The sequence below is a fragment of the Verrucomicrobiota bacterium genome (assembly GCA_016871495.1).
GTDB lineage: Bacteria > Verrucomicrobiota > Verrucomicrobiia > Limisphaerales > VHDF01 > VHDF01.
In genome coordinates, this window is the sequence record VHDF01000109.1 from 1 (window position 1) to 13,811 (window position 13,811).

General features: G+C 60.4%; 11 protein-coding genes. All 11 read right to left on the bottom strand.

Features of this window, described 5'->3' with window-relative positions:
- Nucleotides 1-605: 605 nt before the first annotated feature.
- On the bottom strand, nucleotides 606-2,735 hold the full coding sequence (locus tag FJ404_17480; GenBank protein MBM3824648.1) for a DEAD/DEAH box helicase: 2,130 nt from the start codon (nucleotides 2,733-2,735) through the stop codon (nucleotides 606-608).
- Nucleotides 2,736-2,748: 13 nt separating this feature from the next.
- Nucleotides 2,749-3,708, bottom strand: coding sequence for a tyrosine recombinase XerC (locus tag FJ404_17485; GenBank protein ID MBM3824649.1), 960 nt, complete (start codon nucleotides 3,706-3,708; stop codon nucleotides 2,749-2,751).
- Between the two features lie 694 nt (nucleotides 3,709-4,402).
- The gene (locus FJ404_17490) at nucleotides 4,403-5,371 is read right to left on the bottom strand and encodes a hypothetical protein (protein ID MBM3824650.1); all 969 of its coding nucleotides are present in this window, start codon (nucleotides 5,369-5,371) and stop codon (nucleotides 4,403-4,405) included.
- A gap of 850 nt (nucleotides 5,372-6,221) precedes the next feature.
- Nucleotides 6,222-7,976: a GAF domain-containing protein gene (locus FJ404_17495; protein MBM3824651.1), complete on the bottom strand. Its 1,755-nt coding sequence runs from the start codon at nucleotides 7,974-7,976 to the stop codon at nucleotides 6,222-6,224.
- Entirely contained in the window at nucleotides 7,973-9,097 is a 1,125-nt protein-coding gene (locus FJ404_17500; GenBank protein MBM3824652.1) for a YjgP/YjgQ family permease, read from the bottom strand. The genes FJ404_17495 and FJ404_17500 overlap by 4 nt, the downstream gene beginning before the upstream one ends.
- Nucleotides 9,098-9,362: 265 nt before the next feature.
- Nucleotides 9,363-10,460, bottom strand: coding sequence for a histidinol-phosphate transaminase (locus FJ404_17505; protein ID MBM3824653.1), 1,098 nt, complete (start codon nucleotides 10,458-10,460; stop codon nucleotides 9,363-9,365).
- The gene (locus FJ404_17510) at nucleotides 10,457-11,551 is read right to left on the bottom strand and encodes a hypothetical protein (protein ID MBM3824654.1); all 1,095 of its coding nucleotides are present in this window, start codon (nucleotides 11,549-11,551) and stop codon (nucleotides 10,457-10,459) included. Before FJ404_17510 ends, FJ404_17505 begins: the two co-directional genes overlap by 4 nt.
- Complete coding sequence (locus tag FJ404_17515; GenBank protein ID MBM3824655.1) at nucleotides 11,548-12,582, bottom strand: phosphotransacetylase; 1,035 nt, start codon at nucleotides 12,580-12,582, stop codon at nucleotides 11,548-11,550. Before FJ404_17515 ends, FJ404_17510 begins: the two co-directional genes overlap by 4 nt.
- Nucleotides 12,583-12,704: 122 nt before the next feature.
- Complete coding sequence (locus tag FJ404_17520) at nucleotides 12,705-12,932, bottom strand: hypothetical protein (GenBank protein MBM3824656.1); 228 nt, start codon at nucleotides 12,930-12,932, stop codon at nucleotides 12,705-12,707.
- 53 nt (nucleotides 12,933-12,985) lie between these two features.
- A complete protein-coding gene (locus tag FJ404_17525; GenBank protein MBM3824657.1) occupies nucleotides 12,986-13,315 on the bottom strand; it encodes a cupin domain-containing protein in 330 nt (109 codons plus the stop codon).
- 247 nt (nucleotides 13,316-13,562) lie between these two features.
- Nucleotides 13,563-13,811, bottom strand: a 249-nt coding sequence (locus FJ404_17530; protein ID MBM3824658.1) for a dihydrodipicolinate synthase family protein, incomplete at its 5' end; no start/stop codon positions are given.

Genomic DNA, 13,811 nt, shown 5'->3' on the forward strand with positions numbered 1-13,811 from the left:
AGCGCTGGATCCCGCATCCGGGACCGGAGGAGGAGGCGTCGCCATCACTTGCCCCGTCACCGAGGCCAGCACAGCGGCTACAACCCAGAAGAGCCCGAACGTTGTTTTGTTTTTCATGTGTTTTTTCCCGCCCTACTTGTCCGCCTTCGAAACCCAATTTCGAGGCTGCAAACGACAGGGCTTCAATACTATGAACAGCTTTCGTACGAACCTAGGATTGCGTTGCGAAAAACATCGTAATATGTTGTCTATTAACAAGATAAACTTAGTTTACAACAAGCAACGGAACGGACGTTCAGCCCATCACTGTTAAGTTTTCCGACAGAATGCCATCAGATCCGGGGTGTCTTGTAATGCAACATGTTACAGACAAACAGTTTAACTCTGAACACATGGCTGTTAAACTTGGCGACAGACCAGTTGGACTTAGCCACTCGGGCCTTTTGGGACCATGGAGCAAATCCGCCACTGCTTTTCGTGCCTCGGTAGGTGAATCTCCGGTCATGATTTTGGGCGTTCGCGAGACGATGATTTGGGACGGCGGTGGAACGCCGCCCTCCCACCCTCTCCCTCACCATGGCGAAGTTGAGGGACCCAGATTGCTTTCAGGCCAGTTTGGCCTTGATGGGAAGTTGGCGGATCTTGGTCCTTTTCAGGGCATTGAGAATGGTACCCACGTGTTCGGTCGCCACGTCGACGAAAAGATGTCGCGATCGGACGTCTACTGTGCCGACAGAGTTTGCAGGCAGTCCGGTCTCTCCCAAAATCGCGCCCACCACGTCCCGTGTTTCGACGCCCATCTCCTCACCGACGTTGATCCAGAGGCGTGATTGGTTGGAAGGGGTGCGGCGGGTGGATCGAAGAGGGGGGGTGTTTGAGCCGGGGGCTCCTTTGGACAGAGGCGGTGGAGGCGGTTTCGAGGCGGTGAATTTTTCGAGCGGTTTCTGTGGTCGCGAAGGAATGGAGGAACTGGGCGGGCGATGGTCTGGCCGGCGAGGTTTAGGTGGGACTTCGCGAAGGCCCATTTTCTTGCGCACCCAATCGGGCATCATTGGGGACCGAGCAGAACTCTGAAACCCCTTTCCCGCGCTGCTGCGAGGGATTGCGGAGGTTGACCGTTCCGGATGGGAAGCAGCAGGCGCGGGCCGTGATGACTTTTCCTCCGTCGGAGTCGGTAAAGAACGAGTTATAGGCGGAGGTGGAGGAATCTTCACGACAGGATGGTGTGCGGTCTGGGGCGGAACCTCGCGACGCGCAACTTCCTTCGGGGCAGCGGACGGCAATTCAGCAGCGGCCGCAGGATTTGGAAATGACCTCTTCACTTGAATTGGCGGCGCAGCTTGAAGTTCGCGCGGACGCCGAGGGCGAGCGTTAGACTCGGACTTGTCACGGAGATGGTCCGTCGAAGGAGAGCGCCGGGGGTTCGCTTCCGGGGAGGGATCGTCTTCACCGCCGGCCAGCAAATGAATGAGAGCGGACGCGATATCCGTGGACTCGTGACCTTCTTCCATCAGGGTTTCGATCAGGCGATCCTGTCGTTTGAATTCGCCCGAGAGCAGCACGGTTCGAACTTTTCCTGCCAAGGCCTGGTCGCGAGCGGCTTCCACTTCGTCGAGGCTGGGAATGTGCGCTCGATGCAGCCGCGTGCGGGTGAATCGCTCGATGTTGCGCACTTGGAAGATCTCCCGCCCGGCGACGAATGAAATGGCCCGTCCGCTGCGGCCCGCGCGTCCGGTTCGGCCGATGCGGTGAACGTAATCCTCCGGATCGTAGGGAAGATCGTAGTTGAAGACCACTTGCACGTCGTCCACGTCGATGCCTCGCGCGGCCACGTCGGTGGCGACCAGAAATTCCAGGCCGCCCTGGCGGAACTTTCCCATCACCCGGTCGCGCATGCCCTGGCTCATGTCCCCGTGCAATCGGTCGGCGGAATAGCCCTGGGCCTCGAGGTGATCGGCCAGTTCGTCCACCATGCGTTTCGTGTTGCAGAAAATAATCCCCAAACGGAGGTCGTGGATGTCGATGAGACGGGCCAAGAGTTCGACTTTGAATCTCCGGTCGACCTCGTAATAAACCTGCTCCACGGTGGGCACGGTCAGCGTTTTCTGCTCGATTTTGACCGACTTGGGTTCGCGGGCGTAGCGCTCGATCCAGTCGCGAATGGGGGCAGGCATCGTGGCGGAAAAGAACACCGTTTGCCTTTCCCGCGGAAGCGCTTGCAAGACTTTTTCGATATCTTCCCGGAATCCCATGTCGAGCATCACGTCCGCTTCGTCCAGGATCATCATCTTGACGTGATCCAGCCGGAGCGTGCCGCGGGCCAGATGGTCGAGCACACGGCCGGGTGTGCCGATGACGAGTTGGGCACCCCGTTTCAACCCCGCGAACTGGCGCTCATACGATTGGCCGCCATAGATGGGGAGCGCTTGGATACCGCGCTTGAAAAAGGCGAGTTGATGGACTTCCTCGGCGACTTGCACCGCGAGTTCGCGCGTCGGGCAGAGGACCAGAGCCTGGACGGCTTTGAGCTGGGGATCGGTCTTCTCGATGGCCGGAATCGCGAACGCGGCGGTCTTGCCTGAACCCGTTTGCGATTGGCCCACCGCGTCGTGTCCAGCCATGAGGATCGGGATGGCTTCGGCCTGGATGGGGGACGCTTGTTCGAAGCCGAGCCGGTCGATAGCGCGAAGGATTTCGGGGGAGAGTCCGAGTTCAGAAAAGAGTTTGGAATTCATGGGAGGCTGATTTTCAGGAGCGGGGATGGGCCGCGTCATAGGCGGCGCGGAGCCTTTCCAGGCTCACGTGGGTATAGACTTGAGTGGTGACCAAATGCGCGTGGCCGAGCAACTCTTGCACGCTGCGGAGATCGGCGCCGTTGTCCAGCAAATGGGTGGCGAAACTGTGGCGGAGTTTGTGGGGCGTGAGGGCGGGATCCAACCCGGCGGCAGCGAGATACTTTTTGAGCCGCCTCTGCACTTGGCCCGGAGCCAGAGCTTGATTCGACCCTGGTTTGGCCAGAAAAACGGGCTGTTCTGAGGTTGGGTGATACTCCCATTGTTTCCAATAGTGTCGCAAGGCTTCCAGGGCCGGGCTGCCTGTGGGAACCACGCGCTCCTTGCGTCCTTTGCCCAGCACGCGCAGGCAACTTTGCTCCCACAGAATCTGACCCCCTGTCAGTTGGCACAATTCGCTGATGCGAAGGCCGGAGGAGTAGAGCAGTTCCAGCACGGCAGCGTCGCGCACGCGCTCCAGCTTTTCACGATCGGATTCCCCGGACGAATCACCCTGGGTGGAGCGGACGGGCGCTTGGAGCAGCGATTCGACTTGAGTTTGGGGCAGGAAGCGGGGCAATCGCCTCTCCAACCGCGGAAGTGCAATTCCGCGCACGGGCGACTGGGTGGCGTGTCCTTGGGTAATCAGGAATCGGTAGAAGGCGCGCAGCGACGAGAAACGCAACTGGATGGTGGCGCGGCCCAGATTCTCGCGGCTCAACTGGCGAAGGTATGCGCGCAGATCGTCGCGCCCGAGTTCGGTCCAAGTCGGAAAGGCGCCTCGAGCGGCGTGGAACCAATCTTGGAAATGCCGGAGTCCTTGCTCGTAATTTCGGACGGTGAAGGCGGATGCGCCTCGTTCCTCACGGAGATGGCGCAAAAACTCCGCCACCCGTGGGTCGGGTGGTGGGGTGCGGGTCGGGCCATCGTTCGCCATTGCGAGATGCTGGGGCCAACCCTTCGTGAATCCAAGGACGGAACGAGATGCATTTCTGACTACACTCGATCCTTACCCGTGCATCCCGAAGCCGGTGTCCGAGTCGATGAGCTTGGGCTGACAGCCCTGACGGCGAGGAGGCGATGGGGGAAGGAAGCGGCCTGGCAATATTCGGCGGGCACACCGCAACTTGTCTCCAGTCAACAAGATGGCGAGGCCCAGCCGCCCAAACGACAGGGCGCAAGCAGCTGGGCTCGTCATCGGAATCCGAATCAGGTTCGGCGACAACCTTGAAAAATCGGGTACTCCTCGTTGATTGGAGTCCAATCGTTGCTCGTGGTGCGCGCACCACCGCAACAGCCGGCGACGAGCCGAACCGGGGCCGCGCAGACGGTCGGGAATGAAAGATAGCTATAAGCTCCCGAGCTGGCGTTCATCACGGTGAGGTAGTTCGCGCCGCTGGAAGTTCCATTGCACGTCATGATACCGTTCGTGTTCAGTCCGCACGCGATGACATAAATGCAACTGTTAGGACACACGCCACATCTTCGAATGGTCTGACATAGCACGCAAGTCCCGTTAGCTGAATAAGCATTAGACTAGATAAGATACCGAGCACTGATCTCATAGTTTCTCCTTGGTTGATGTTGACTCCACATTCGCCTGCATTGCCCATTGGCGGGCGGAGGCGAACTTATTTGGAACTGAAGCGCGACTTCATCAGTCCGGTGATTCTCTTAAGCGTGTGCCAGGCTACCACGGCAAGGACAACCGCGATGACGACCCGGAGCAAACGGACCCACTCATTCATATCGGAGAGCGTGGAGCCTGAGGTTTGGATGGGAATTCGATTTGTACCATCAAATCGAAACATCTGGCCATCCATGGTGAGTTCGAACATGACATGCGATGCCTGAAGCATGGGCGCCGGCGAAAAGGAATCCCGTGAAAGCGGCTCACCGGCCAGCACGATTTCCCGGAACTTGAAGGCAGCATACGGTTTGCGCTCTCGGTGATCCCTGTAGAGCGTGGTCGTCTCGAACGCATCCGGCCATCGAGCGGGAATGGATTGGTAATGATACGTGATTTCGCGATGCTGATTCTTCCCAAGAACATAGCGCAACGATCGGACCGCACCATCCGCGTCAAGGGTCGATTGACCGCTTATAGGCTGGCCGGTTTCAGAAGTGGCGGTAAAATTGGATCCCTGCCATTGCAGGGTTTCGGTCAAGAGTTCGAATATTCCAAGACGCAGCACCTCGGTGGCTTGACGCCAGGAGGACATGCATAAGTTCTCCTCCTTGGGCCAAATAGCTGGAAGGGTGTATTTCGACTTCGTCACACTTGGTTGATCGATCCACCACCAATCCGACTCATAACGCCCGTCGCAAGGGGAAAGGCGCGGTAGCTGGGGAGCGCTCAGGTCCTCGATCTTGGACAATCTTCGAAAAACGAAACCCTCCGGTTTGGCTTGAAATCGAGGAAAATAGAGCTCTGTTTCCTTGGGCATCACTTTGGATCCACTTTGAATGTCCTTGATCGCTTTCTCACCTGCTTTTTTGTCCTGGACCAGGAACGGTTTGAACTCGAGCGTGCGCTCGAAAATCAATCTTTCAATGGTGGGAGGATTCGTAAGAAAACTCTGGAACGTCTCAAGGGTCATGGCGCGAGATCGGAGAGGAAAGAGGACCGCTGTCCAGGCTCCCAGCCACACAAGCGCCCATGCGCACTATTTCCCGATATAAGGTTGGCGACCTCGAGATGCGTTACACAACCTCTGTCCAGAGACAACCTGATGAAGACTCAATCCGTGCATAGTGTTAGTATACATGATCTTAGGTTGACTTACATGAACCCGTACTCCTTGGAAAGTGGCCAACCCGCCTTTTCTAGCCTTGATGGATAACTGTTAAGCAAAAGTGGACCCTTCTTGTCAATAGTTAGAGTGTGACCTAAATCCGCGCGTAAGACTTCTGACGGGCTTGCGAAAGGTGATTCGTGCGGCTGAAGGATGCGCGGATTTAGAACGGCCCGCTGTCGCGGGCGTGATCGATGGAATGTCGATGATGCGAACCTGTCCAAGGCACTTCCAGGCGTCGTGGAAACATGCGTTGCTGCGTGTTACCCGTGGATTTGGGTGTGACCAAATCCACGGATCATGCATTTACCGGTTGTCGGTGATGCGCGCGGCAGTGCCGGGGCGTGGCGTTCAGGCCGCTTCAAGGCGTGTCTTCAATGGGGCCAGGAGGCCGCCAAGGGCTAAGAGCCTGTTTAGAAATTGGGCGGGGTACTGCGGCGCGAGCGGAAGCGCCGTGAACGGCGCGCCCCGACAACTTGCGGGTGCACCGATCCATGGAGAGGGGAGTCATTTGCCCACCAATCACACGAACGAAGACAGGCTTTCGGTCGGATCGATGAACATCATGATCATCGACCGTTTTAGGGGTAAAAAAACCATTGTTGCTGCGCTTGGCCAATGGACCAGCCGCGCTCCGAGACGCGAACGAATGGCCTCAGGCGCCCGGGAACAGCAGGCGGAAGGTGGTGCCGCGGCGGGGGCGAGAGCGGAGTTCGATGCGGCCGTCGTGCGCTTCCACGATCCGCACCACGATGGCCAGGCCCAATCCCGTTCCCCCCGGTTTGCCGCTGCTCAGCACCGACGAGAACACTTTTTTCCTCTGCGCCGCCGTCATCCCCACGCCGCTGTCCTTGAACTCGATCACCACCTGCCCCGCGCCGGGTTTACCCCCCTTGCGCGGCTCCACCGAGGTGCGCAACGTCAGCGCTCCTCCCTGCTCCATGGCCTCGACCGCGTTCAACATCAGATTCAAAAACGCCTGCTCGATCTGGCCAGGGTCCGCCGTGATCCGGGGATCCGCCGGACTCAGAACGTGGATCAGCCGCACGCGTTGATGCTGGAGTTTGTGCCGGACGAGCAACGACAGGTTCTCCAGCAGTTGGTTGACGGAAACGGATTCCAGCACCGGCTCGGCGTGTCTCGCAAAGGCGAGGATCTGCTCCACGATGCGGTTCAGATGATCGATTTTGTCCCGCATGATCTCGACGTCCCGCGCGCGCGGATCCCCCGCGTCGTAGGCGAGGTCAAGCGAGTGGAAGAGCATTTTGATCACCGTGAGAGGATTGCGGATCTCGTGAGCCACTTCCGCCGCCAGCAAGCCCAGGGCCGAAAGCTTCTCCTGCTGCCGCAGCCGTTCCTCCGCGTCCACGATGCGTTCGTGCAAGCGCGCCTTCTCCAGCGCGATGGCCGAGAATTCCGCGAGGGCGGAGAGGATCCTCGTTTCCTCGTTGGAAAAGCAATGAGGCCGGTCCTTGTACACGTTCAGCACGCCCAGGGCTTCGCCGCCGAACATCAAGGGAACGCTGAGCAGCGACACCAAGCCTTCTTGCCGCGCGATCTCGATGCTTTGATAACGGCTGGAGTTCTGCACGTTTTCGATTTGCAGCGGCTTTTTGCGGCGGACGACGATTCCGACCAGGGATTCCTCGACGGACAGGCGCGGCTTTTCGAGGTAAGCGCGGCCGGCTCCGGCGCAGGCCCGCAGGTCCAGCCATGCTTTGGTCGCATCGACCATGAGCAACGAGCAGAGGCGGGCGTGCATCAACCGGCACGATTCCCGCACGATGACCTGAAAGGCGTCGTCCAGGTTCAACACGGTATTGACGGTTTGCGCCACGTTGAACAGGGATTCCAGAAGGACCGCTTTGTGGCGGCTTTGCTCGTAGAGCCAGGTGTTTTGGAGCACGTGCGCGGCGTGCTTGGCCAATTCTTCCAGCCATTCCTGGTCTTCCTCGCTGAAGGCGTTGAGGCGGTCCGCGTCGACGTTCAACACCCCGCGCAAGCTGCCCGCCACCCAGAGGGGCACGGCCAGTTCGGACTGCACGTCGGCGCGCACCGGGACATAGCGGGGATCGGATTGCACATGTCCGACGCGAACCGGTTTGCCGTTCGAGGCGACCCAGCCGGTGATGCCCTCTCCGACCCGCAGGCGCAGCGTTTCGGCGCTTTTCGGCAATCCCCACGAGGCTTGGATCTCGAGCAGGCCGTTCAGCGGGTTGATGCCGATGACGGATCCGCTGCGGGCCGACACCAACCGGACGGCTTCTTGCACGACTCGTTCCAGCGCCTCCTTCGGATCCAGCGTGGAGTGCAGCAGCAGGCTGACGCGGTAGAGTTGTTCCAGCCGGTGGCAGCGGGACTCGGAGCGCGCGAGGGCGGCTTGGACCCCGGATGGATCGGAGCTTTTCATCGCACGCGGAGAAGGAGCCAAGCGCCCAAGAGGCCGAACGCAAGGTTGGGCAGCCACGCGGCCAGCCAGGGTTCCAGGTGTCCGCCGACGCCCGCGGCGAGGCTCAATTCCTTCAAGACGAAGTAGGAGAATCCGATGAACAAGCTGCTGGCCACTCCCACGTAAGCATTTCGCCGGGACGAGGGCGCGGCAAAGGGGATGGCGATGAGGGCGACGACGAGGCAGGTGAAAGGCGAGGCGTAGCGCTCGTAGAGCCGGGTTTTCAGCCAGACGGTGTCCCGGGCGGCGAGCGAGGAACCGCGGAGCGCGAGGTAATCCTCGATCTCACGGATCGAGAACTGGAGTTTCTTGGCCTCCCGGAAAGAACCACGCGCATGCACCCGAATCTCGTTGCGAATGTGTTCCGGCACTTCATCGAATTCCGCGACGACGAGCCGGTTGGTCTGCAGCATGCTGGTCAAGTTGCCTTCGGTGTCGTAGGAGAAGAGTTGCGCTTGATCGAACACCCAAGCGCCCTCGTGGTAAGCCGCCGCCGCCGCGACCAGCTTGCGGCGCCCTCCGTCTGCCGCATTCCACACCACATCAGGACGGCTGAGCTTGAGGCTGCGCTTGTTGAAGGCGTCCATCAACCAAAGCCGCCGATCGCGGTGGTTTTGGAAGGTGACCGTCCGCACCCAGTCGGCGGGATCTTCTCCGGCCGGGGATTGGGTGTGGCCGCGCAGAATGCGGTCCGCGCGTTCGACCCCGCCGGGCACCCAGGCTTCATTGAGCCAAAAGGACACCGCGCTCAGCAACAAGCCGGTCATCCAGTACGGCAGGCACAAGCGCCAGAGTCCGATGCCCGCGGCCCGCATGGCGGTCAGTTCCTGGTGTCGGCTGTGCTGGGTGACGGCGTAAAGGAGCGCGAGAAGAAAGCTGATGGGCGCGACGATTTCGACCAGGAGCTTGGGCAGCAGGGCGGCATAGTAGCGCGTGATCTCGACCGAAGTGAGGCGGCTCTTTTGGAAATCGTCCACGTCCCCGGCGAACTCGAACGAGATCCAAAAGACCAGGAATCCGGTGAAGCAGTAGAGCAGGGGAACCCAAAGTTCCCTCAAAAGATAGCGATCCAGCAACCGCATTGCCGGCCCACCCTATCGGCGGGGGTGGGGACTGGCAAGAAGCCTCCCGGCGAACCGGCGGATGCAGCAGTTCTCATTCGGGCTGGTAAGGGCAGGGTGCGCACTCCACTGCGCGCCAAAACCGGTTGTTTCCAGAGGCGGCGCGCACGGAGTGACGCGCCCTACCCAGCAAAATGAGAACTGCGGCGGCGGATGGGACGCACGGGGAGCCTCCGCGAGCTGTCCGCGCAAATGCTGTGGCCATCCGAAGCGACCAGGAGGCGCCTCAGGCCGGCAGGGACTCCGTGAGCGCTTTCAGGCACCGTTGGTTTTCCGCGGGCGTGCCCAGGGTAAGACGCAACCATTCGGGGAGTCCGTAGGAAGCCATGGGACGCGTGATGACACCGCGGCGTTGCATGGCGTGGAAGACCCGGGCTCCGTCCCCGACGTGAACGAGGATGAAATTGGCGAAGGAAGGCACGAAGTGAAGCTTGAGATGATAGAGCTCTCTCTCGAAGTAAGCCCGTCCGGCGACATTCATCTCGCGGGTGCGTTTCACATGGTCGTCGTCCGCGAGAGCGCCGAGCGCTCCCGCCTGGGCGGCGGCGTTCAAGTTGAACGGCTGCCGCACCTTTTCCAACGCGGCGATGAGGTCGGGATGGCCGAAGCCGTAGCCGACGCGAAGGCCGGCGAGTCCATAGATTTTCGAGAAGGTGCGGGAAAGCAGCAAATTCGGGTGAGTGCCCGAGCGGATAAAAGGCAGCAGATCGATCGGATCGGGAAGGAATTCAATGTAGGCTTCATCCATGACCAGCAACACATGAGGCGGCAACTCGTTCAGGAGGAGGGCCACGTCGGCGCGCTCGATCAGCGTGCCCGTGGGGTTGTTGGGATTCGCCACGAACATGAGGCGGGTGTTGGGGGTCACCGCCTTTAACATGGCGGGAACATCGTGGCCGAACTGGCGGGCGGGCACGGTGACGAGCTTGCCACCGAACATGTGAGTGACGATGGGATAGACCGCGAAGCAATACTGCGAGACAACCACCTCCTGATCCGGCTGGAGCACGATGTGGGCGGAGAGTTCGAGGATTTCGTTGGAGCCATTGCCCAGCAGAAGATTCTCGGGCTCAACGCCAAATTTGGCCGCCAACGCCTTCTTCAGACGGAACGAGCTGCCGTCGGGATAGAGGTGAAGGCTGGGAACGGCCTGACGGACCGCGTCCATCGCTTTGGGCGAGGGGCCGAGCGGATTTTCGTTGGAAGCCAGTTTGAGGATGGAGGCCGGATCGAGGCCCAGTTCGCGAGCCACCTCGTCGATGGGGCGGCCCGGCACATAGACGGGGATGCGGTCAAGTTGAGGAAGAAAGGGCAGTCGGTTCATGAGCGGAGATGCTTCAAAATGGCGCCGACGTCCACGTGGTCGGCGATCAGGTCACGGATGACGGAAATTTTTTCGGTGTCGTCCGGACGAGTTTTCACGATGAGGTCGTGCACGATGGAGGCCGCATCGTAACAGTGGGCTGCGACCGAGAGGACGGGCCAGGGAAGCTCCTGGATGAGCGCCAAGGCCTCCCGGGAGGGCTGGATGCCGTCGGTCAGAATCATCCCGGCGGGCCAGGAGGAGCCGGCTCTATGGGCATGGGCGGCGGCGAGGATATCCGTTCGATCTCCCGGGAGGATCATGAGTGTGGCCGGCTGGAGGAGGGCCGCCGCGTTGCGCGCGCTCATGGCGCCGATGACGACGGAGCCCACGAGATTATTTTGCCGGGAGGACGAGTTCAGCGGTTTGGCGTCCATCACTTCGCGGATGGATTCCATGTTCGGACGGGAAAGGATGGGCTGGTGAGGCAGCACTCCGAGTAATTCGAGGCCTTTTCGCTTGAGTCCCTTCCGCGCAAACTTGGCGATGTGATCCAGTTTGGCGGGCGTCACCTTGTTGAGAATGACGCCGATAATTTCCACACCTTCTTTTTCGAACAGGGCTTGATTGAGCGCGACTTCGTCAATGGGTTTGCCGATGCCGCCCTGGCTGATGATGATCGCTTTGGCGCGGAGCAGCTTCGCGACGCGAGCATTGGAGAGATCGAACACGGCTCCCACTCCGGCGTGCCCGGAGCCTTCGCAGAGCACGAAATCCTTCTCCCAGGCCACGCGGTCGAAGGCCTTCGAGATGCGGGCCGTGAGCTGGTCATTCTTGGAAGATTCGAGGTACTTGCGGGTAAAATCGGGTTCCACCGCGATCGGACTCATGTCGGCCAAAGGACAATTGAGCCGGTAAACCCGGTCCATGAGAACCGTGTCCTCGTCGATCTTCTGCTCGTCGATTTCAACGAAACGCTGGCCGACGGGCTTGATGTAGCCGACGCGTGGATAAGTCTTTTGCAACACGTCGAGCAGGCCAAGCGACGTGGTCGTCTTGCCGTCATTCTGCCGCGTGGCGGCGATAAAGACGCGGGGGGTGACCGAGTTCATGCGGGATCGGCCACGGATTCGGAAGAAGTGATGGCTTGCAATCCCACGATGGCGGCGACGCCCAGAACGCCGTGGGCACTCGAACCCCGGGACACGTCGGCGGCGGGGCGGTCCAACCCGAGCAGGATTTGGCCGTAGGCGTTGGCGCGGGCGAGATGGCGCGCGAGCTTGCTGGCGATGTTGCCGGAATTGAGATCTGGAAAAACCAGGACATTGGCCTGCCCGCCGACCCGGCTCTCCGGAAGTTTTCGCTCCGCGATTTCGGGGACGAGCGCGGCGTCCACCTGCAATTCGCCGTCGAATTCGGCGTCCAGACTGGTGTCCTGAGCCTTTTTTCGGGCGAGGGCGGTCGCGGCTTGTACGCGTCCGATGCTGGGATGCGTGGCGCTGCCCTTGGTGGAGTAGGAAAGGAGGGCGACGCGGGGGCGGACGCCTAGAATCTGGCGAGCCAGCCTGGCGGTCGAGACGGCGATATCGGAAAGTTGTTCGACGGTGGGTTCGGGAATGACACCGCAATCGGCGAGGAAGAGCACTCCATCCTCGCCGAGCTTGGTGTTCTCGACCTCGAGGATCATGCAACTGGAGGCGGTGGTGTGCTGGGGCGCCACTTTGATGATTTGGAAGAAGGGACGCAGCACGCTGCCGGTGGTCTCGCTGGCGCCGGAGACCACGCCATCTGCCTGGTGCATGGCCACCATCATGGCGCCGAAGTGATTGGGCTTCATCATGGCGAGGCGCGCTTCGTCCTCGCGCAAGCCCTTCATCCGCCGCAGCAATTCGAATCGTTTGGTGAAGGGGTCCAGTTCCTCGCTTGTCGCAGGATCGATGATGCGAACGCCGTCGAGGGGCACGTTGAGGCGGGCGGCGGCTTCCTTCACGCGTCCGCGGTCTCCCAACAGGATGGGCGCGCCCAGGCGCAAAGCGTGGAATTGCCGCGCGGCCTGGATGACCCGCGGCTCGGTGCCCTCGGGAAATACGATCCGCTTGGGATGGCGTTGCAGCTTTTCGATGACGTTGCCAATGAAGCGCATGGCCCCGAGCGTATCCGCCTCCGAGCAAACATCAACCGCGGAACGGTCCGTGGGGGGAGGGCTCCCGCCTCAAGGACAAAACCTCTTGAGGTGGAAAGGGGAGGCGACGCGGCCCGCGCGGCTCATTTCCTGGCTGCTGCCAGCACGCCTTCGATCTCCTTCCGCAACGCTTGGCCTGTGGATTCGCCTTCAAAGCCGACATGGACCGAGAGGACTTTGCTTTGTCCATCGATCAGCAGGGAGGTCGGCACGTTTTCCAGCCCCAGCGCTTCAGAACATTTTCCATCCTTTTCCCGAAGATTGGCAAAGGGAGTGGGGGGGCCATCTTCTTGAGGAAGGAATTCATCCATCTCGGAGTGGAAAACCAGGCATCAAGAACATCAACGGCCTAAAGCCCGGGGCGTCACAGCACCGTCAGCGGCCCGTCGAACACCGTAAGGCTCAGAACTTCGGTCCGCGCCACATGCGGACCGTGCCGGGTGCCGCGCGGCGCAAAAAAGCACGCGCCTGGACCGTAAACCGCCCCCGATTCTTCCCATTCGCCGGACAAAATGTACACCGTTTCGTTCGCCATGGGGTGCGAATGAGCCGGCACCGTGATGCCCGCGCCGAACCGGCGCAGCACGGTGACCCCCTCCGTGTCCGGATGCTTGTGCAGCACCTTGAGTGAAACACCGGGATACGGCCCCGGAATCCAGGGAACATTTTCCGCGAGTTGGGTGTGGGGAAACATGCCGAATGCGGGTTAGCCCGGAAATTTCATGCTTGTTCCGCGACCGGGAATTTCCGGGCTAAGGAAACCGCGCCCTTGTTGCACGAAACGCTTCCTTTGGGCGGAGTCCGAGGCAGAACTCTTTTCAACAGGTTGTCGAATTGTAAATGCATGAGTTTGTTGAGCAGGGGCGCGGTTTGATCTAACCCGCATTGTTAAAACTTGATGGCGAGCGTTTCCCTACCCAGTCGAGTGTATAACATGCGGGTTAGGCGCGTTTGGCCGGGCGAGGGAGCGAGGGCCGGCAAGCCACGCTATCCCGGATGATCTTCAACACCTGAGCCCGTTCCTTGCCGGCCAGCGGCAGCCGGGGAGGGCGCACCCATTCCCGGCCCAAGCCGGTCTCCTGCAAGGCGAGCTTGATGTACTGGACGAATTTGACATGCACATCCAGATGCAGGAGGGGTGTAAACCATCGGTAGAGTTTGCGGGCCCCGTCCCAATCGCCCGATCTCGT